Source organism: Acidovorax sp., assembly GCF_046339755.1.
GTDB lineage: Bacteria > Pseudomonadota > Gammaproteobacteria > Burkholderiales > Burkholderiaceae_C > Acidovorax.
Window position 1 is genome coordinate 1 of record NZ_JBKDTZ010000346.1, and the last position, 17,603, is coordinate 17,603.

Below are 17,603 nucleotides of genomic sequence, written 5' to 3' on the forward strand. Positions count from 1 at the left end.
GGACATAGTGTTCCAGGCTCATCTCGGCGTCCTTGCTCAGGCCGCGCGGGGCGTCGCTGGCGGCCTGGCGCATCTGGTCCGCCAGGGCCTTCTGCAGGTCGGCCTTGCGCGAGGCCAGGGCCTCGTGCATGGTCTTGGCACTGGCTTCGTCGGGCGCCGACACCATGCCCAGGGTGGCAATGTGCACGTCCTTGAGCTGGCCCATCAGTTCCACCGACTGGATGGTGCTGGGTACCACCCCTTCGGTCACCGCCTTGACCTGCTGTGCGCCGCGGGACGACTGGTACAGCGCAAAGCCGCCGATAGCGCACAGCGCCAGGAAGGTGAGGGCAATGAGCAGGATGATGCGCAGGCGGACGGTCATGGGATGGACTGGCGGCTGAACCAATGTAACAATTTGATTCAAATGTCGGCGCCGCGCGTTGCGCCTTCATGACAGTGCCCCCGGAGAGTTGAGGGGCAAGGAGCGCCCGTCGTGTGCAGGTCTGCGTTCCGTGACTGAAACCCTGCCGTTACTGCAGCGTGAATGCCAGTGCAATGGGCAGGAACACCAGGGCGCCGAGGTTGCCGATCAGCACCATCGACGCCACCTTGTCAGGCTCCTGGCGGTAGCGTTCGGCGAGGATGAAGTTGATCACCGCCGGGGGCAGGGCGCCGAACACCAGCAGCAGGCCCTGCTCGCGCGTTGGCAGGCCCATGCCCCAGCCCACGGCCCAGGCGATGGCCATGCCAGCCACGGGCCGCAGCACCGCGCCGAAGATGCCGAAGCCGATGGAGTGGATGCGCGAATCCGCCATGCGTACCCCCAGCGCAAACAGCATCAGCGGGATGGAGATGTCGCCCACCATGCGGATGGCCGTGAGCAGCGGCGGCCACAGTTCCCAGCCCGCCAGGCCCACCACCAGCCCCGCGATGGCCGCGAGGTTGGGGGGAGATGCCCACACCGTGCGCAGCCGTGCCTGGTGGTCCAGCAGCCAGATGCCGAAGGAGAACTGCAGTGCGTTGGAGACGATGAACATCGCTACCGCAGGTGCCAGCGCGTCCTGGCCAAAGGCCAGCACCGCCAGCGGCAGGCCCAGGTTGCCGCAGTTGTTGAACATCATCGGTGGTACCAGCGTCTTCGGGTCCCAACGCAGTGCACGCGCCACGAGCCATCCCACCACGCCGGTGCCGACCATCAGCAGCAGCGTGGCCGCCAGAAGTCCCAGGTGGTCCTGGACACGGAAATCCTTGCTGGCGATGGCGCCGAACACCAGGGCCGGCGCGAACACCGACAGGTTGAGGTTGTTGGCGGTCGTCAGATCGGGTTTCAGGCGCCGCCCGACGGCATAGCCCAGGGTGGCAATGGCGAACAGCGGGAACAGGATGGAGAGGATGCGCAGCAGCATGGGTACGTGGGGAAAAGCCCTTTGAGCTTAAGGCACTGGTGCCCTGCCGGTGCCCCGTGTTCATTGCCGCCAGAAGAACACACCTGCCATCACCAGCCCCGTCGCCACGATGCCGCCGCGCAGCCACTGTGCGGGAATGTGCCGTGCCACGCGCGCCCCGCCATAGCCCCCGGCCGTGGCGGCCAGCATCATCATCAGGGCCTGGGGCCACTGCACTACGCCGCCGGCCGCGTAGATGGCCACGGCAATGGCGGTGAGCAGGGCCGAGACCCCATTCTTGAGCCCGTTCATGGCATGCAGGCTCGTCTGCCCCAGCAAGCCGAACAAGGCCAGCAGCAAAATGCCCAGCCCGCCGTTGAAGTAGCCGCCGTAGGCGGCCACGGCCAGCAGGCCCGCGACCGCCTTGAAGGGGGAGGGGGCGCCGCCTGCCAGGCGCTGCCGCAGCCAGGGGCCGAAGGCGAACAGCGCGGTGGCGGCCAGCAGCAGCCAGGGCACCACGCGGCGGAAAGTGGCCTCGGGCGTCACCAGCAGCAGGGCCGCGCCAGCGGCGCCGCCGGCCAGGGACAGCGCCACCAGCAGCCGCATCGACAGGCCCGGCGGCGGGGCCGTGTCTTCGCGAAAGCCCCAGGCCCCGGCCAGATAGCCCGGCAGCAGCGCCACCGTGCCCGTGGCATTGGCCACCACCGGCGGCACGCCCGTGAACACCAGGGCCGGCAGGGTCAGGAAGCTGCCCCCTCCCGCAACGGCATTGAGGGCACCCGCCACGAAGGCGGCGGCAAGCAGCAGGAGAATATCGGCCATGGGTACCAGCGAAAGCGGGGGAATGGAAGAGGGCGCCCGCGAGGCAGGCGTGGCGCGCATCTTAGGGTGGGAACGGGCAGCATGACCTGCGGTGGAACGCCTGCCAAGTCAAAGGTGTTTTGCGTTACAACGTGGTTCTCTGGCCATGCACACCATGCGAATCCTGTACTTCATCATCCACCCCGATGTGGCCATCAGCCCCCAGGTCCCCATCACGCGCTGGCCCCTGTCGCCGCGCGGCAGGGCACGCATGGCGGCAGCGCTCGCACAGCCCTGGGTGGCCAACCTGTCCTCCATCTACAGCAGCACCGAGCAAAAAGCCATCGATGGGGCCGCCATCCTCGCGGCGCACTGCGGGCTGGGGTTCACGCAGGTGCCCGCGCTCGGCGAGAACGACCGATCGTCCACGGGCTACCTTCCGCCGGCGGAGTTCGAGACAGTGGCCGATGCGTTCTTCGCGCAACCAGGAGAGTCGGTGCGCGGCTGGGAGACTGCGGTTGATGCCCAGGCACGCATCGCCGATGCCGTGGCGTCGATTGCCGCAGCGGATGCAACGGCCGGTGATGTGGCCATCGTCTCGCACGGTGCCGTGGGGGCCTTGCTGTACTGCCATCTGGCTGGCCACCCGATCTCACGGCGTTGGGGCCAGCCCGCCAATGGCGGAGGCAATTACTTCACGGTCGAGTGGGGCGACAAGCCTCGTGCGCTGTCGTGGTGGCTACCGGTCGATGAGGTGGTTCCGGCGGCTTCCTAGCGCTTGCGTGCTTTCGCCGCCTGGGGCGCCACCGGCTTGGCATCGTACGGGTCGGCAAAGCCCAGCTCCTGCAGGATGGCCGTTTCGTAGGCCTCCATCTCGTCGGCATCGGCCGCGCTGATCTCGTGGTCCCAGCCCTGGGCGTGCAGTGCGCCATGCACCAGCATGTGGGCGTAGTGCTCTTCCAGGCTTTTGTTCTGCTCCTTCGCCTCGCGCTCGATCACCGGCGCGCACAGCACCAGGTCTGCCGTGACCACGGGCTCCTGCGTGTAGTCGAAGGTCAGCACATTGGTCGCATAGTCCTTGTGGCGGTAGTCGTTGTTGAGCTGGCGGCCTTCCACGGCGTCCACGATGCGCACGGTGATCTCGGCGTCGGTGGCCAGGGCGTGGCGTATCCAGCGCGTGACCTTGTGGCGCGGCAGCACGGCGCGGTGGGCAGCGGCGCCGTCGAAACGGCCGAACTGCAACGACAGGGACAATTGGTTCAATGGCATGGCGGGCTTCCTGTGCTCACTCGCCGCGCGTGCGCGTGGAGGCCGCGGTGCGGCGCGTGGTCGAGGCGTCGTAGGCATCGACGATGCGCGCCACCAGCGGGTGGCGCACCACGTCGGCGCTGGTGAAGTGGGTCACGGCGATGCCCTTGACGCGCTTGAGCACGCGTTCGGCATCGACCAGGCCGCTCATCGCGCCCTTGGGCAGGTCGATCTGGCTCACGTCCCCCGTGACCACGGCGCGCGCGCCGAAGCCGATGCGCGTGAGGAACATCTTCATCTGCTCGGGCGTGGTGTTCTGGGCTTCGTCCAGGATCACGAACGCGTTGTTGAGCGTGCGCCCGCGCATGAAGGCCAGAGGCGCGATCTCGATGGCGTTGCGCTCGAAGGCCTTTTGCACCTTGTCGCTGCCCATCAGCTCGTAGAGCGCGTCGTACAGCGGGCGCAGGTAGGGGTCGACCTTCTGCGCCAGGTCGCCGGGCAGAAAGCCCAGGCGCTCGCCCGCCTCCACCGCCGGGCGGGTCAGCACAATGCGCTGCACGGTGCTGCGCTCCAGCGCGTCCACCGCGCAGGCCACGGCCAGGTAGGTCTTGCCCGTGCCTGCCGGGCCGATGCCGAAGGTGATGTCGTGCGTGGCGATGTTCTGCAGGTACAGGTTCTGCGTGGGCGTGCGCCCGCGCAGGTCGGCCCGGCGCGTGTTGAGCACGATGGCGTCGTCCGGGGCCTCCAGCAGTTCGCTGTCGCCCGCCAGCATGAGCTGGATGTGGTCCTCGGGGATGGGCCGCTCGGCCATTTCGTACAGCGCCTGCAGCAGCTCCATGGCCTGGGTGGCCTTGGCCTTGGGGCCGTCGACCTTGAATTGCTCGTGCCGGTGCGCAATGCTCACCTGCAGCGCCACCTCGATGGTGCGCAGATGCGCATCGGCTGGCCCGCACAGGTGCGTGAGCCGGGTGTTGTTGTGGGGAGTGAAGGTGTGGCGCAGGATCACGCTGATAATTCCCGTCAGGCAATGGAAAGACGCAAGAAGTGACGGCATGGCCGGTCACGCCGGCGCCGGCAAAGGACATCAATGATAGGCAAATTGACCGGCACCCTGCTGGAGAAGAATCCCCCCGAGGTGCTTTTGGACTGCCACGGAGTGGGCTACGAGGTGAATGTGCCCATGAGCACCTTCTACAACCTGCCCTCGGTGGGGGAGCGCGTGAGCCTGCTCACGCAGTTCATCGTGCGCGAGGATGCGCAACTGCTCTACGGCTTTGGCACAGTGGAAGAGCGCCAGGCCTTTCGCGAGCTGATCAAGATCTCGGGCGTGGGCCCGCGCACGGCGCTGTCCATCCTGAGCGGCATGGGCGTGGGTGATCTGGCCCAGGCCATCACGCTGCAGGAGGCGGGGCGCCTGGTCAAGGTGCCCGGCATCGGCAAGAAGACCGCCGAGCGCCTGCTGCTGGAGCTCAAGGGCAAGCTGGGCGCCGACATGGGCGGCGCACCCACCCACGCCGCCAGCGACGCGCAGGCCGACATCCTGCAGGCCTTGCTGGCGCTGGGCTACAACGACAAGGAGGCGGCGGCCGCGCTCAAGGCCCTGCCGGCCGATGTGGGCGTGAGCGACGGCATCAAGCTGGCGCTCAAGTCGCTGGCCAAGTAGACAGACGATTCACTGGGCTTCACGGACCAGGCGGCCGTTCATCGCCTGGACCGGGCGCGCATTGGGTTGCGACACACGCTGCAGCAGGCGCAGCTGCTCCAGGCCCACGTTCACCGGGGTCTTCATCACGATGCGCAGTACGCCCTCGGTACAGGGCGGGGTGCTCAGGGAGCCCGCGTACTGGTAGTAGCGCCGGTCCTGCGGCAGCAGCTCGCCCAGCGAGAGCTCCGGCTGCGGCAGGCGCACGCGGTCCTGCGCGTCCAGCGGCATGTGCATCCAGATGCGGGAGATGAAGGCATTGGGGCTGCCCAGCTGCATGGGCACGCTCACCACGGCCATCTGGCCGCTCGGGCCCTGGTACACCAGCTCGGTGGCCATGGGGTGGTTCTGCAGGTGCACACGCTCCTCCGCCGGATGGCGGAACTGCAGGCGCACCAGGCGCCAGGGGGCACCGCGCAGCGGCAGGATGCTGGCGCCCTCCACCTCCAGCTCCAGGCCATGCCCTGTGTTCCACACCGTGCCACCGAAGAACTGGTGGCCGAAGGGCAAGGGGTCGGCCGGGCCGGTCGCCACGTCCGGGGCCGTGATGTGGACCGGCGATTGCCGCGTGCCCCGGCTGCAGGCCGCAAAGTCCGGGTGCAGACTGCCCCAGGCGCCGGGGCCCCTGTCGCCGCTGCCATGGTCCCAGCGCACCGTGCGCGGGTCGGCGGGCGGTGGCGGGGGCGCAGGCGGTGCAGCGGCGGCCAGCTCGGCCGCCCGTGTCTGGATGTAGCGGCGGCTGGCACCGGGGTCCTGCACGGCTGGCCGGGGTGGAACCGGTGGGGGGGCTGCGGCCTTGGCCGGCTGGCGCGGGCGCTCGGCGGATATGCGCACCTCCACGCTGGGGATGGGCTCGGCCCGCCGGCGTGCGCCCGGCGGGGTGGGGGCCGCATTCCTGGCCTTGGCGCGCTGGATGGCCTCGTCGATCCGGGTGGCCAGGGTGGCCTTGTCCTGCGGGTTCTCGATGCGGATGGTGCCGCTGGCGGCCCGCGAGGGCGCAGGCGCCGCGGTCTGCGCGGTCGCGGTCAGAGCGGTGGCGCCGCAGGCGGCCAGAGCGGCCAGCAGTTGCAGCAGCAGTGGCCGGGGCAGGCGGGTGGGCGCAGGCATCGTCTTTTTCATGGGCTTCCTCATCTATCGGCGCCGCACGCACTTACTTTAACCCTGGGGTTCCTCCCGGGTTATATAGTTCCAATCTTCATGCTCCCGCGTGAATCAGATTCCGATAGAACCACCGTGACCATCCAGACCGACGACTTCGCCCCCGTACCGCCGCCCAAGCGCGTGGTGTCCGCCGCGCCCGCTTCCCCGCAGGAAGAGGCCATCGAGCGCGCCCTGCGCCCCAAGCTGCTGCAGGAGTACGTGGGCCAGGCCAAGGCGCGCGAGCAGCTGGAGATCTTCATCGGCGCGGCGCGCAAGCGCGAGGAGGCGCTGGACCACGTGCTACTGTTCGGCCCGCCCGGCCTGGGCAAGACCACGCTGAGCCACATCATCGCGGCCGAACTCGGGGTGAACCTGCGCCAGACCAGCGGCCCCGTGCTCGAAAAGCCCAAGGATCTGGCCGCGCTGCTGACCAACCTGGAGAGGAACGACGTTCTCTTCATCGACGAGATCCACCGCCTCTCGCCCGTGGTCGAGGAAATCCTCTATCCCGCGCTCGAGGCCTACCAGAGCGACATCATGATCGGCGAAGGCCCGGCGGCACGCAGCATCAAGCTCGACCTGCAGCCCTTCACCCTGGTGGGGGCCACCACGCGCGCCGGCATGCTCACCAACCCGCTGCGCGACCGCTTTGGCATCGTCGCGCGGCTGGAGTTCTACACCGCCGAGGAGCTGGCCCGCATCGTGCAGCGCAGTGCCGGGCTGCTCAATGCCCCGATGGACGAGGCGGGCGGCTTCGAGATCGCGCGCCGTTCGCGCGGCACGCCGCGCATCGCCAACCGCCTGCTGCGCCGGGTGCGCGACTATGCCGACGTCAAGGGCGATGGCCGCATCACCAAGGAGATCGCCAACCGCGCCCTGGCCATGCTCGATGTGGACCCGCAGGGCTTCGACGTGATGGACCGCAAGCTGCTCGAAGCCGTGGTGCACCGCTTCGACGGCGGTCCCGTGGGGCTGGACAACATCGCCGCGAGCATCGGCGAGGAGGCAGGCACCATCGAGGACGTGATCGAGCCCTACCTGATCCAGCAGGGCTTCTTGCAGCGCACCACACGCGGCCGCGTGGCCACGCTGGCCGCCTACCGCCACCTGGGGGTGACGCCGCCCAAGACCGGTGGGCAGGACCTGTTCGAGAGCTGAAAGCCACAGGAGCTGCTCGCCCATGGCCCGCTCCAGCAAACGCCGCAAGCAGCTGCGCGAAAGCGCCAAGGCCCGGACCGTGCGCCGTGGCACGGGCGTGAACTGGTCGCCGGCCTGGAAGACCGAGTGGGACGCCCTGGCGCCCGAGCAGCGCCTCCTCAACTCCTGCGGCCTTGCCTTGGTCGTGGGCACCATGCTGCTGCATGGCCTGGGCGGGGTGGTCTATGGCCAGCTTGCGCTGTTCCTGTTCGAGGGCTTCGAGGACCTGCCCGGATGGGTGGCCGTGTGGGGTGCTGCCAGCGTCTGGTGCCTGGCTGCTGCCTGGGCTACCTACCTGGCCGGGCGCCACCTGCCGTCCTGGGGACCCCTTCGCTGCGCGCGCTGGCGCCTGCGGGCCTACCTGGCTGCGGGGGCGCTGGCCGGCATCAGCCTGTTGCTGTGGCTGCTGAGCACGCCGGGCATGTGGGGTTCACTGGGCATCTGGCCGGGTCTGGCGCCGCGGTCCGAATGGCTGCTGGCCCCGCTGCCCTGGGTTTGGCCATGGGTGCTGCCCGTGGCGGGCGATGGCTTGCAGGCCTGGTGGCTGGGCACGGCGGCGCTGGGCGTGGCGCTCGGGCTGTGGTTCTTCGGCGCAGGCAAGCGGCCACGTGCCGGCCTGGCCTGCATCGGCGTGGCGCTGCTGGCCATCGGCCTGTGGGCGCTCGGCGGTGCGGCCTACCACTATGTGGCTGGGCGCGGGCTGGCCGGAGTGGTCGAGGAGGTGGCGGCGCTGAACCTGCAGTCGCACCCGGGCCAGCGCAATGCCGACACCTTTCTCTGGCTGTTGAGTGCCTGGTTCCTGCTGGCCCTGGGCGCCCTGCTCATGGCAGGGGCGTTGCATATCCCGTCGGCGGCACTGCAGCGTTCGCAGCAGAACCTTCCCCGCTGAGCGCGGCGGAGCGCTGCGGGCGGGCCTGGCCCAGCATGCCCGCCACGATCAGCACCTGCGCGATGTAGTAGGTGGCCAGCACCCACAGCTGGGCCAGCGGCAGGGGCTGCACGAAGCGGTTGGTGGCCAGCGTGGCATCGCTGAGCATGAAGAAGCCTGCGCCGATGGCCACCAGCCAGGCGCCGCGTCCACCGAGCACAGTGGCCCGGCCAATGGCCTGGGCGGCCATGAGGGCGATCACCAGCACATAGGCCGCCACAGGCCCGCGCAGGGCTGCCGGCAGCCCCCCGAGCCACAGGAAGGCATACATGCCCACGCCGATGGCCAACGTGGCCGCCAGCGCGCCGCGCCGCGCGAACCAGGGCACGCCCTGGCGGAACAGCACGATGTAGCAGAGGTGGGCGAGCAGAAAGCCCACCAGCCCGGGGATGAAGAAGCCGCTGAACATCAGGAACACATCGCCAGCCAGGGAGCCGGCCAGCGCGGCGATGAGCCAGCGGCCCTCGGTGCCGCCGATGCGTCTTCCCGCATCTGTCTCGCGCAGGTGGCCCACGACCACGGCAATGGCAACCACCATGGTCAGCGGCTTGAACAGCCAGTGCCATTCCTGCAGCCCGAGCACGCTGGTGGCTGTGGCGAGGGCCGCTGATTCGATCATGAGCGCCATCCCCATGCCGATGCGCCCCTGCACCGCCGCGCCCAGGGCCCATTGTGCGGCCAGCAGGGTGGTGAACCAGACCACGTTGTCGACCAGAGGGGCGGAGTCGGCCTGCCAGAGAAAGGCCGCCACGCCCGCCAGCATCAGCGCGAACTGCACGCCCGCAAACCACTGCAGCGCGCGCGACATGGGCGGGTGGTACAGCGGCATGTTGCCGATGTCGAAAGCCGGCTTGGGAAAGCGCTCGGCCACGTCGGCCGGGCGCCAGCCTGGCGGTTTGATCCAGACCCGGAGCTTGTCGAGCCAGTTGCGCGCATGCCAGCTGTCGTGTGCCAGGCTGGCGTACACCTGGGCATTGGCCCACAGCGGGTCCCAGCTGTTGAGCAGGCCGCGCGTGCCGTACATGCATTTCTCCCGGTCGTCCTCGTCCTTGAAGGTGCCGAACAGGCGGTCCCAGAGGATCAGGATGCCGCCGTAGTTCTTGTCCAGATAGATGTCGTTCACGGCATGGTGCACGCGGTGGTTGCTGGGGCTGCAGAACCAGCGGTCGAACCACCCCAGGCGCCCCACCTGCTCGGTGTGCACCCAGAACTGGTAGAGCAGGTCGACCAGCGCCACGATGGCGAAGACCAGCGGCGGCACGCCGGCCAGCGCCATGGGCACGTAGAACAACCAGCCCAGCAGGGCGCCCGAGCTGGTCTGGCGCAGCGCGGTCGAGAGGTTGTAATCCTGGCTCTGGTGGTGCACCGCGTGCGCGGCCCAGAGCACGGCCGACTCGTGGCCCATGCGGTGCAGCCAGTAGTAACAGAAGTCGTAGAACACCAGGGCCAGCAGCCAGCCCGGCACACTCAGCCAGAAGGCATCGTTGCGCCAAAGGGCCACATGCTCGAACACGGCCGTGTAGATGCCGATGCGCAGCAGCCGTGTGAACACTGCGCTGGTCTGGCTCAGCATGCCCAGGCTGATGCTGCTGATGGCATCGGGCAGCCGGTAGGTGATGCGCTGGCGCTTGTAGCCCACCGCCAGTTCTATGGCGATCAGCGCAAAGAAGACCGGGGTGGCAAGAACGATGATCTGGTTGGGGCTCATTGAAGGGCGATCGCGGATGTTTCGCCGATTCTTGCCCCAATCAGGTCAGTGCGCCTCTGGCATCAACCCTGATGATGCGCTCCACCGTGCCCAGCGTGAGGCCTCCGCGCACGCCGATCAGGTGGTCGTGCAGGTTCACCGTGGGATCGCAGTGGCCCGGAATGAGCCACAGCATGCGGCCCAGGGCAGGCAGCCGGGCCTTGGGGCTCTCGGTGTAGAGCAGGCCATGTTCGTCGCCGCCGTTGCCGTAGCGCAGCGCGCGCTCGGGCGGCAGCATGGCCACCAGGGGCAGGCCCGAGTCGATGGCATGGCTCTTGTGCCCCGCGTCGCACACCGCATGGGCGTCGCGCACGGAGATCACCTGCGTCTTGATGAACAGCGCGTGCTCGAAGCTCGGCTGGGCCGGCTCGCGTTCGTTGCGCGCATAGTCGGCATCCATGAACAGGAAAGAGCCGGCCTGCAGTTCGCCATAGACCCCGCTGGCCGCCTCGTGCACCAGGGTGCCCGTGCCCGAGCCGGTGATGAGCGGCACGGGTATGCCCGCAGCCTCGATGCGGTGGCGGGTGTAGGCTGCCGCGCGTACCACACCGGCAATGGCCTCGCGCCGCTCGGCCGTGCCCGGCAGGTGCTGGGCGCGGCCATGGTAGGCCTGGATGCCTGCGAAACGCAGGCGGGCGCTGTGGCGCACGATGGCCTGGGCCAGTGGCACGGCCTCGTCACCCGGCGGCACGCCGCAGCGGCCCTGGCCGACGTCAATCTCCACGAACACGTCGATGCCGGCCTCGCTGCCCGCCAGGGCCATGGCCTCGGCAAGGCGCTCGATGCCTTCGGGGCTGTCCACTGCAATCGCCAGGCGCCCGCCGCGGGCCGACAACTGGGCCGCCAGCCGCGCTGTGCGCAGCAGCTTGGGACCGGCGATCACCTGGTTGCTGATGTAGATGTCGTTCACGCCCCCGGCGGCCAGGGCCTCGGCCTCGGCCACCTTCTGCACGCATACGCCCTGGGCGCCGGCCTGCTGCATCAAGAGGGCCAGTTCGGCGCTCTTGTGCATCTTGGCGTGCGGACGCCAGCGCACCCGGTGCTTGCGCGCGAACTCGGCCATGCGCTGGATATTGCGCTCCATGGCATCGAGGGCCACCCCCAGCGCGGGCGTGTCGATCAAGTCCACCCGCGCGCCGATGCTGGCGCGCAAGGCTTCAGGTAATGCTTTCATCGCGGGCCGCGTCGTCCAGGTGTTGGGTATCGGCCCAGCCGACCAGCGTGAGGCCATCGGGTGTCCACAGCAGGCGGTTGATGGCCGCGTTGGACAGCTGCCAGGTGCGCGGTGCCTGGATCTCCTGGCGCGTGGCCAGGCGGTACAGCACGTCGAGCACGCCGCCATGCGCCACCATCAGCACCTGCTCGCCGGGGTGCTTTTTGGCCAGCGCGAACACCGTGCGCTCGATGCGCTCGCGCAGCATCACCAGCGATTCGCCGCCTTCGGGTACGTAATCGGGGTCACGCTTGCGCCAGCGCCGCGCATCCTCGGGCAACTCGGCCTCGATCTCGGCGAATGTGCGGCCCTGGAAATGGCCGAAGCTGCGCTCGCGCAGGCCGGTCTCGGGCGTGATGGGCGCGCCCGTGGCATCGGCCACGGCCTGGGCCGTGGCATAGGCGCGTTGCAGGTCGCTGGCGTAGATGGCGTCGATGGACTCGCCCGCCAGGGCCTGTGCCAACTGCTGTGCCTGCCACTGGCCGGTCTCGTTCAGGGGAATGTCCAGGTGGCCCTGGATGCGGGTGTCGACGTTCCAGGCGGTTTCGCCATGGCGTACGGCAATGATGCGGGTGGCTTGCATTCAGGTGGGATCAGGGTGGTGGCGCGAAGGGAATGCGCACCTGGCGCGGGCCGGCGGGCGGTTGAGGGAAGCCGGACAGGGCCGCATCGAACAGGATGCCGAACACGGCGGGATCGGCGACCCACACGTCCTCGTGCACGGCCGAGGTTTCGTAGACGCTGGCCTGCGTGGTGGCGTCGCGCATCACCAGGCTCACGGCGCGGCGGTGCAGCGGCGTGGGCTCGCCCATGCGCCACAGGCCACCCACACCCCAGCCGCGGCCATGCCAGCCGCCATAGCCCCAGCCGTAGTAGCCGCGGTAGGGGCCGTAGAAGCCATGGGGGCCATAGGGCCAGTAGGGGTCATAGCGCGGCACCGTGCCCGCCTGCACGCCCACCTGCACCAGCAGCTTGGGCGCTGCATCGTCGCGCTGCAGCCCGGCGCGGGCCAGCGACTGTTCGGCCAGTGCGGCAATGGCGTCGAAGGCCGGGGTCTGCTGCGAGGGTAGGCGGTCGATGCGGTAGGTGGCCGGGCTGGGCACGGCCGCCAGGGTGGAAAAGCTCTGCACCTGGCCTTCCACCACGCGGGTGGTGCTGCAGCCGGCCAGGGTGGCCGCTGCGGCGCTGAGCAGCAGGGCAGGAATCCAGCGACGGGTCATGGCAATCTCCCTAGATGTGACCATCTTGGAGTGCGATCCTGCGCCGAGGTTCACGACAGCTGCACCACCTGCACGCCGGGCAACGAGGGGCTCGGTGCCGAAAACTCTTCCTTGTCGAAGGCCTTGTCGCCGTCCTCACTGGCCACGCCGGTGGCGCGTGCATTCTTGAAGTCGTACTGGCTGCCATCGAGCAGGTGCGAGGGCACCACGTTCTGCAGCGCGTTGAACATGTTCGCCACGCGGCCGGGGTATTTCTTTTCCCACTCGCGCAGCATCTCGCCCACCTGTTTGCGCTGCAGGTTCTCCTGGCTGCCGCACAGGTTGCAGGGGATGATGGGGAAATTGCGCTGCGCGGCCCAGCGCGTGGTGTCCTTCTCGGCCACGTAGGCCAGGGGGCGGATCACCACGTGGCGGCCGTCGTCGCTCACCAGCTTGGGCGGCATGCTCTTCATCTTGCCGCCGAAGAACATGTTGAGCAGCAGGGTCTGCAAAATGTCGTCGCGGTGGTGGCCCAGCGCGATCTTGGTGCAGCCCAGCTCGTCGGCCACGCGGTACAGGATGCCCCGGCGCAGGCGGCTGCACAGGCTGCAGGTGGTCTTGCCCTCGGGGATCAGGCGCTTGACGATGCTGTAGGTGTCCTCGTTCTCGATGTGGAAGGGCACGCCGGTGCTGGCCAGGTATTCGGGCAGCACATGCTCGGGAAAGCCGGGCTGCTTCTGGTCCAGGTTCACGGCCACCAGGTCGAAATGGATGGGGGCGCGCGCCTTGAGCTTGATCAGGATGTCCAGGAGGGCATAGCTGTCCTTGCCGCCGGACATGCAGACCATGACCTTGTCGCCTTCTTCGATCATGTTGAAGTCGACAATCGCCTTGCCCACCTCGCGGCACAGGCGCTTTTCGAGCTTATGGGCCTCGCGCTCGATCTTCAGGCGCGCAGGGCCCGAGGCCGCCGCCACATCGGCGGCTGCCAGTTCGGGGGGCTCGGCGGTCCAGCCGGCCTGGGTGGTTTCGTTGATCACTGCGCTCATGGAAGGGGGACTCTCGGGGATCTGGTGAAAGCGGTGCCCGCCGGGCGCCCGGATTGGGCGCGCGCGGGCCAAAAAAGCTGTCGATAGCCCCCAATTGTCGGTGAAACGGCCCCTCCATGGGCTGGGGTGGGCTCTCCAGGCCGGTTTCTGTGGGGCCGAGGCGCTAGTTTTCCGCGGCCGATGGCTCGGCATCCCGGGGCGCGGCCGGGTCGGCCGGGGGCGCCACCCGCTCGGCCAGCCATAGCCGCAGCTCGCGCTTGCCTTTGGCGTTGGCGGCGCGCCATGCCTCCCGCGCCAGAGCCAGGAAGCGCTCTTCTGCAGGGTCTGGATGCTCCGCCGCGTGCTCTGTGTCGAGCCAGCCGGTGTCCACCCGCGCGTGGCGCTCGATCTGGCGTGCCAGCGTGTTGCCGATGGGGCGGGAACTCTTGATCTGGCTCCACATGCTGGGCGAGATCTCGAGCGAGGCGGCAAACGCCTGGTCCAGGCCCTTGGCGGGTTTGCCGGCGGCGATCTGCTGTTCGAGAAAAAGACGGTGCAACGCCAGCACATTGGTGCGGCGGACGATGGCGGGAGAAGGCTGGGTCACAACGGAAAAAACAACAAACGCGAAAAAAGATTGTGCCGGGTGTTGACCATGTCGTAAAGACTATTTACATTACCCATCCATCAGGACTCCGTGTCCTCACCCCTAACACACCACCGAACCACTCTTCGCCGAAAGCCCACCGTGAACGCCGCCCGCACCGCCATCCTCCGCCGCCCCTGCCAGGGCGCCGTGGCCGTGCGCGGGTCGTCGCTGTTCCATGTGCATCGGGCGTCCATGCCCTCCCTGGCCAAACGACTGGCGTCGCAGCAGCGCATGGCATTCAGTGCGTATTTGCAGGGCAATGGCAACCAGCCGCAGTGGCTGGGCAATGGTTTCGAGGATACCGCTCCACCACCGGGCGGAGGTTGCAACGCAGGGCAGTAGCCCCCAGAGCGTTCTCCCTCCCGATCTCTCCAGCAGAGGCCCGGCAACCAGTGGTTCCGGGCCTTTTTCATTGCCGCTTCTTTTTCCTTTTCACCTTTTTCGCAGCGCTTGCGCTGCCCCCAGGGCATCGACCCACCGGGGACCCCCGTTCCTTAACAGTTTGCTGCAGGCGGCCACGCTCCACCGGAGCCATGGCTGGCCTGCCCATCGAAGGCAGAGAGGCCGGCGTGCGACGCACCCCCAAGCCTCTCTCCATTTCGGGTGTGCCTTTGCTTTCACCGCCGGACCCGGCCGCATGCGCGGCCCGGCGGGATGTGCTGGGATTGATCACCCAGTGCAGCGACGTGCATGCGCGGTTTCATTGGAACTGTGGTCGCGTGAAGACACAACCGAAATGGAGATGCGCTCCGGCAGGAGCGCCTGGTATTTCGTTCTTCGTTTTCTACGCATGTAGCTCAACTGGCAGAGCACCGGCCTCCAAATCCGACGGTTGAGGGTTCGACTCCTTCCGCGCGTGCCAATCTTTTTCTTTCCTGGCCATGGCCAGGCATGCCGTAGCAGCCCTGTCGGATGGGGCGCCTGATTTTTTGATCGGGGATTGCAGGTTCGACTCCTGTCTGCGGCTCCCTCACCTTTCCTTTTTCCCCTTTTGTTGACCGGTCGCCAAGTGGTAAGGCAGCGGATTTTGATTCCGCCATTCGGAGGTTCGATCCCTCCCCGGTCTGCCCCTTTTCATCAACCCACCCACTTCGTTCCATCCATCCCATCACCCTTCAGGAGACCACCATGGCCATCCAGCATTCCTTTTCCCCCGGTGCCTCACGGCGCCGTTCCGGCCTCGCTGGCTGGCTGGCCCGCCTGGCATCCGTGCGTGCCCGTTTGCCCCGTGCGGCCGTCCGTGCTGTTCCTGCCACCCGCAGGCTGGAGCACATGGACCTCGACCAGCGCGTGCGCGAGGTCGGCGAGTGGTAGCGGCGTGCGCGCTCGTGCGCCCGCAGCCTGCCCCACTGCATTCACCAGGGCGTCCATCGATTGCCGATGAACGCCCGTTTTTGCCATTGACTGACGGTTGTTGTTGAACCGGGGCGTGCGCTTGGCTGGGCGGCTGCGCCCTGCATTGCCAAGAAAGCAAGAAAGGAAGCACCATGCCCCGCACCGAACCCGAAACCTCCACCCGAAAGCACCAGTCACCCACGCCGCGCGTGCTGCAGCTGGACCTGCACGGCACGCCGCAGTCGTGGATGCCGCTGGAGCAGGCCGCCGTGCACTACGCCAGCGGCGCTGTGGCCTGGGATGCCGGCCTCGAAGCCCTGGCCACATTGCGTGGCGGGCACAATGCGGCAACGGGCCGCCAGTCGGTGCTGGAGATTGCGCCCATCATCGCGCTACGCGGCGTCTCCCGGATCAACCTCTTTGACGTGGTGCCGGGGCTCACCAAGCGCCGCCTGCTGCGCCGTGACCGCCACACCTGCGCCTACTGCGGCGGTGTGTTTGGCGAAGAGGCGCTGCAGTGCGAGCACATCGTTCCGCAGTCGCGCGGCGGTGCCACCTCGTGGACCAACCTGGTGGCGGCGTGTGCCGGCTGCAATGGCTACAAGGCCGACCGCCTGCCCGAAGAGGCCGGCATGCGCCTGCTGTACCTGCCCTACGTGCCCAGCCGCTACGAGTCCTTCCTGCTCGACGGGCGCAACGTGCGTGCGGATGTGCACGAATGGCTGGCCAAGAGGCTGCCCAAGGGCTCCAGGCTTCATTGAGATAGCCTGGGTTTTCCGGCCGGAGGTGAAAGGGCCGTGGTCAGCGACCACAGCCCTTTTTTCTTCCCCTGTCTTCAGCCGTGGTAGCCGCTCACCACTGCCCGGTTTCTATGCGAATCGCCACTTCACAATCGTCGAAGATCTCCAGCTTGGCAATCTTCACGCGCACGCCCAGCACGCCGGGCAGCTGCATCAGGCGGTTGGCGAGCTTGCCGATCAGGCTCTCGAGCAAGTTCACGTGCTCGGCGCGGCATTCGTCGATGATGATCTGGCGCACCTTGCGGTAGTCCAGCACGTGCAGGATGTCGTCGTCGCGCGGCGACAGCGGCTGGGCGCCCAGGCTCAGCTCGGCGTCCACCTGGATGGGCTGGGGATCGGTCTTCTCGTGCGAGAGGATGCCCAGGTTGGCGTCGAAGCGCAGGCCGGTGAGCGTGAGGATCTGGGTGCCGGTGGCGTGGGTGGTCGTCATGGAGTTTGTCCTGTGCGGGCGCGGGCCCGCTCACATCAGCGAAAAATCGCGCTCGAACTTCATCAGGTGCTGGCCGCCGTCCACCATCAGCGTGGTGCCGGTGAGGGAGCGGTTCTCCAGCGCAAAGCGCACGGTGGCTGCCACGTCCTCGGGCGTGGACGAGCGGCCCAGCGGACTCAGGCTGTGCAATTGGGCAAATTTCTCGTCGCTGAGCATGTGGCTCGTGAGCGTGAGGCCCGGGGCCACGCCCACCACCCGTACGCGCGGCGCCAGCGCCAGGGCCAGCATGGTGCCGGCCGCTTCCAGCGCCGCCTTGGACAGCGTGTAGCTCATGAAGTCTGGGTTTTGGTTCCAGAGCTTCTGGTCGAGCAGGTTGACCACGGCGCCCTGGGCATCGGCCTCGCCCGCGGCGGCGCGCGCCTGCAGGTGTTCGTGCAGGGCCTGGGCCAGCAGCACCGGGGCGCCGGCGTTGCTGCGCAGGTGCTTTTCCAGGCTGGCAAAGCCCAGCGTGGCGGCGTTGTCGTGCTCGAACAGCGAGGCGGTGTTGACCACGGCATCGAGCGTGCCGAAGCGTTCCACCACGCGCGGCACCAGGGCGCGCACGGCGGCCTCGTCGTCGAAATCACCATCGAAATGCGCACTCTGGCCCGAGGACAGGCGTGCGCATTCGGCCGCCGTGTCGATGGCATCCTCTTCGGAGCTGCGGTAGTGCACGGCCACCAGCCAGCCGCCGGCTGCCAGCGCCAGCGCAATGCTGCGGCCCAGCCGCTTGGCGGCACCGGTGACGAGCACCGTACGGGGGCGGGTGGAAGAGGGCAT

The 17,603-nt window shown here is 68.1% G+C and carries 20 protein-coding genes, 3 tRNA genes and 1 pseudogene; 10 read left to right on the top strand and 14 right to left on the bottom strand.

Features of this window, described 5'->3' with window-relative positions; all coding sequences use genetic code 11:
- From ACK59X_RS30160 to ACK59X_RS30170, 3 genes and pseudogenes are all read right to left on the bottom strand, one after another.
- Positions 1-364 (bottom strand): annotated as a pseudogene (locus tag ACK59X_RS30160) (chemotaxis protein CheA); the annotation flags it as partial.
- Between the two features lie 148 nt (positions 365-512).
- Positions 513-1,388 (bottom strand): AEC family transporter, encoded by an 876-nt coding sequence (locus ACK59X_RS30165; RefSeq protein ID WP_409962424.1) that lies wholly within the window; start codon positions 1,386-1,388, stop codon positions 513-515.
- 60 nt (positions 1,389-1,448) lie between these two features.
- Positions 1,449-2,189 carry a sulfite exporter TauE/SafE family protein gene (locus ACK59X_RS30170; RefSeq protein WP_409962426.1) on the bottom strand — a complete coding sequence of 247 codons (741 nt, stop codon included), beginning with the start codon at positions 2,187-2,189 and terminating at the stop codon, positions 1,449-1,451.
- Positions 2,190-2,334: 145 nt separating this feature from the next.
- On the opposite strand from ACK59X_RS30170, the gene ACK59X_RS30175 reads away from it, so the two are divergent.
- On the top strand, positions 2,335-2,943 hold the full coding sequence (locus tag ACK59X_RS30175) for a histidine phosphatase family protein (protein ID WP_409962428.1): 609 nt from the start codon (positions 2,335-2,337) through the stop codon (positions 2,941-2,943).
- On the opposite strand, the gene ybeY is transcribed toward ACK59X_RS30175, so the two are convergent.
- Positions 2,940-3,437 carry an rRNA maturation RNase YbeY gene (gene ybeY / locus ACK59X_RS30180; protein ID WP_409962430.1) on the bottom strand — a complete coding sequence of 166 codons (498 nt, stop codon included), beginning with the start codon at positions 3,435-3,437 and terminating at the stop codon, positions 2,940-2,942. The two genes, ACK59X_RS30175 and ybeY, sit on opposite strands and share 4 nt — an antisense overlap.
- Before the next feature lie 16 nt (positions 3,438-3,453).
- Entirely contained in the window at positions 3,454-4,422 is a 969-nt protein-coding gene (locus tag ACK59X_RS30185; RefSeq protein WP_409962432.1) for a PhoH family protein, read from the bottom strand.
- A gap of 81 nt (positions 4,423-4,503) precedes the next feature.
- On the opposite strand from ACK59X_RS30185, the gene ruvA reads away from it, so the two are divergent.
- On the top strand, positions 4,504-5,079 hold the full coding sequence (ruvA, locus tag ACK59X_RS30190) for a Holliday junction branch migration protein RuvA (protein WP_409962434.1): 576 nt from the start codon (positions 4,504-4,506) through the stop codon (positions 5,077-5,079).
- 9 nt (positions 5,080-5,088) lie between these two features.
- On the opposite strand, the gene ACK59X_RS30195 is transcribed toward ruvA, so the two are convergent.
- The gene (locus ACK59X_RS30195) at positions 5,089-6,237 is read right to left on the bottom strand and encodes a carbonic anhydrase family protein (RefSeq protein ID WP_409962436.1); all 1,149 of its coding nucleotides are present in this window, start codon (positions 6,235-6,237) and stop codon (positions 5,089-5,091) included.
- A 114-nt stretch (positions 6,238-6,351) separates the two neighbouring features.
- Between ACK59X_RS30195 and ruvB the strand changes: the two genes are divergently transcribed.
- Positions 6,352-7,416: a Holliday junction branch migration DNA helicase RuvB gene (ruvB, locus tag ACK59X_RS30200; protein WP_409962438.1), complete on the top strand. Its 1,065-nt coding sequence runs from the start codon at positions 6,352-6,354 to the stop codon at positions 7,414-7,416.
- Between the two features lie 22 nt (positions 7,417-7,438).
- Positions 7,439-8,344, top strand: a complete 906-nt coding sequence (locus ACK59X_RS30205; RefSeq protein WP_409962440.1) for a hypothetical protein — start codon at positions 7,439-7,441, stop codon at positions 8,342-8,344.
- Here ACK59X_RS30205 and ACK59X_RS30210 read toward each other — a convergent pair.
- The 6 genes from ACK59X_RS30210 to ACK59X_RS30235 all read right to left on the bottom strand — a co-directional run bounded on the left by ACK59X_RS30210 (position 8,277) and on the right by ACK59X_RS30235 (position 14,177).
- Positions 8,277-10,091 (bottom strand): lysoplasmalogenase family protein, encoded by a 1,815-nt coding sequence (locus tag ACK59X_RS30210; RefSeq protein WP_409962442.1) that lies wholly within the window; start codon positions 10,089-10,091, stop codon positions 8,277-8,279. The two genes, ACK59X_RS30205 and ACK59X_RS30210, sit on opposite strands and share 68 nt — an antisense overlap.
- Positions 10,092-10,131: 40 nt before the next feature.
- A complete protein-coding gene (locus ACK59X_RS30215) occupies positions 10,132-11,304 on the bottom strand; it encodes a DSD1 family PLP-dependent enzyme (RefSeq protein WP_409962444.1) in 1,173 nt (390 codons plus the stop codon).
- Positions 11,288-11,926: a histidine phosphatase family protein gene (locus ACK59X_RS30220; RefSeq protein ID WP_409962446.1), complete on the bottom strand. Its 639-nt coding sequence runs from the start codon at positions 11,924-11,926 to the stop codon at positions 11,288-11,290. The genes ACK59X_RS30215 and ACK59X_RS30220 overlap by 17 nt, the downstream gene beginning before the upstream one ends.
- Before the next feature lie 10 nt (positions 11,927-11,936).
- Complete coding sequence (locus ACK59X_RS30225; RefSeq protein ID WP_409962448.1) at positions 11,937-12,563, bottom strand: DUF4136 domain-containing protein; 627 nt, start codon at positions 12,561-12,563, stop codon at positions 11,937-11,939.
- Between the two features lie 50 nt (positions 12,564-12,613).
- Positions 12,614-13,591, bottom strand: a complete 978-nt coding sequence (ttcA, locus tag ACK59X_RS30230) for a tRNA 2-thiocytidine(32) synthetase TtcA (protein WP_409962450.1) — start codon at positions 13,589-13,591, stop codon at positions 12,614-12,616.
- A gap of 163 nt (positions 13,592-13,754) precedes the next feature.
- Positions 13,755-14,177, bottom strand: a complete 423-nt coding sequence (locus ACK59X_RS30235) for a hypothetical protein (RefSeq protein ID WP_409962452.1) — start codon at positions 14,175-14,177, stop codon at positions 13,755-13,757.
- 141 nt (positions 14,178-14,318) lie between these two features.
- On the opposite strand from ACK59X_RS30235, the gene ACK59X_RS30240 reads away from it, so the two are divergent.
- From ACK59X_RS30240 to ACK59X_RS30265, 6 genes are all read left to right on the top strand, one after another.
- Complete coding sequence (locus ACK59X_RS30240) at positions 14,319-14,561, top strand: hypothetical protein (protein ID WP_409962454.1); 243 nt, start codon at positions 14,319-14,321, stop codon at positions 14,559-14,561.
- Between the two features lie 444 nt (positions 14,562-15,005).
- Positions 15,006-15,081: transfer RNA gene (locus ACK59X_RS30245), tRNA-Trp, on the top strand.
- Positions 15,082-15,112: 31 nt separating this feature from the next.
- Positions 15,113-15,186, top strand: a tRNA-Lys gene (locus tag ACK59X_RS30250).
- Positions 15,187-15,215: 29 nt separating this feature from the next.
- Positions 15,216-15,286: transfer RNA gene (locus ACK59X_RS30255), tRNA-Gln, on the top strand.
- A gap of 61 nt (positions 15,287-15,347) precedes the next feature.
- The gene (locus tag ACK59X_RS30260; RefSeq protein WP_409962456.1) at positions 15,348-15,533 is read left to right on the top strand and encodes a short-chain dehydrogenase; all 186 of its coding nucleotides are present in this window, start codon (positions 15,348-15,350) and stop codon (positions 15,531-15,533) included.
- Positions 15,534-15,706: 173 nt separating this feature from the next.
- Complete coding sequence (locus ACK59X_RS30265; RefSeq protein WP_409962458.1) at positions 15,707-16,315, top strand: HNH endonuclease; 609 nt, start codon at positions 15,707-15,709, stop codon at positions 16,313-16,315.
- A gap of 91 nt (positions 16,316-16,406) precedes the next feature.
- Here ACK59X_RS30265 and ACK59X_RS30270 read toward each other — a convergent pair whose 3' ends face one another.
- Both ACK59X_RS30270 and ACK59X_RS30275 read right to left on the bottom strand, forming a co-directional pair.
- The gene (locus tag ACK59X_RS30270) at positions 16,407-16,784 is read right to left on the bottom strand and encodes a dihydroneopterin aldolase (protein ID WP_409962460.1); all 378 of its coding nucleotides are present in this window, start codon (positions 16,782-16,784) and stop codon (positions 16,407-16,409) included.
- 30 nt (positions 16,785-16,814) lie between these two features.
- Positions 16,815-17,603 carry an SDR family oxidoreductase gene (locus tag ACK59X_RS30275; protein WP_409962462.1) on the bottom strand — a complete coding sequence of 263 codons (789 nt, stop codon included), beginning with the start codon at positions 17,601-17,603 and terminating at the stop codon, positions 16,815-16,817.

Bases quoted from the DNA above. Each gene is read 5' to 3' on its own strand.
- ACK59X_RS30165 (WP_409962424.1), bottom strand. From the start codon at position 1,388: ATGCTGCTGCGCATCCTCTCCATCCTGTTCCCGCTGTTCGCCATTGCC.
- ACK59X_RS30170 (WP_409962426.1), bottom strand. From the start codon at position 2,189: ATGGCCGATATTCTCCTGCTGCTTGCCGCCGCCTTCGTGGCGGGTGCC.
- ACK59X_RS30175 (WP_409962428.1), top strand. From the start codon at position 2,335: ATGCACACCATGCGAATCCTGTACTTCATCATCCACCCCGATGTGGCC.
- ybeY (WP_409962430.1), bottom strand. From the start codon at position 3,437: ATGCCATTGAACCAATTGTCCCTGTCGTTGCAGTTCGGCCGTTTCGAC.
- ruvA (WP_409962434.1), top strand. From the start codon at position 4,504: ATGATAGGCAAATTGACCGGCACCCTGCTGGAGAAGAATCCCCCCGAG.
- ACK59X_RS30195 (WP_409962436.1), bottom strand. From the start codon at position 6,237: ATGAAAAAGACGATGCCTGCGCCCACCCGCCTGCCCCGGCCACTGCTG.
- ACK59X_RS30205 (WP_409962440.1), top strand. From the start codon at position 7,439: ATGGCCCGCTCCAGCAAACGCCGCAAGCAGCTGCGCGAAAGCGCCAAG.
- ACK59X_RS30210 (WP_409962442.1), bottom strand. From the start codon at position 10,091: ATGAGCCCCAACCAGATCATCGTTCTTGCCACCCCGGTCTTCTTTGCG.
- ACK59X_RS30215 (WP_409962444.1), bottom strand. From the start codon at position 11,304: ATGAAAGCATTACCTGAAGCCTTGCGCGCCAGCATCGGCGCGCGGGTG.
- ACK59X_RS30220 (WP_409962446.1), bottom strand. From the start codon at position 11,926: ATGCAAGCCACCCGCATCATTGCCGTACGCCATGGCGAAACCGCCTGG.
- ACK59X_RS30225 (WP_409962448.1), bottom strand. From the start codon at position 12,563: ATGACCCGTCGCTGGATTCCTGCCCTGCTGCTCAGCGCCGCAGCGGCC.
- ttcA (WP_409962450.1), bottom strand. From the start codon at position 13,591: ATGAGCGCAGTGATCAACGAAACCACCCAGGCCGGCTGGACCGCCGAG.
- ACK59X_RS30260 (WP_409962456.1), top strand. From the start codon at position 15,348: ATGGCCATCCAGCATTCCTTTTCCCCCGGTGCCTCACGGCGCCGTTCC.
- ACK59X_RS30265 (WP_409962458.1), top strand. From the start codon at position 15,707: ATGCCCCGCACCGAACCCGAAACCTCCACCCGAAAGCACCAGTCACCC.
- ACK59X_RS30270 (WP_409962460.1), bottom strand. From the start codon at position 16,784: ATGACGACCACCCACGCCACCGGCACCCAGATCCTCACGCTCACCGGC.
- ACK59X_RS30275 (WP_409962462.1), bottom strand. From the start codon at position 17,603: ATGCCCTCTTCCACCCGCCCCCGTACGGTGCTCGTCACCGGTGCCGCC.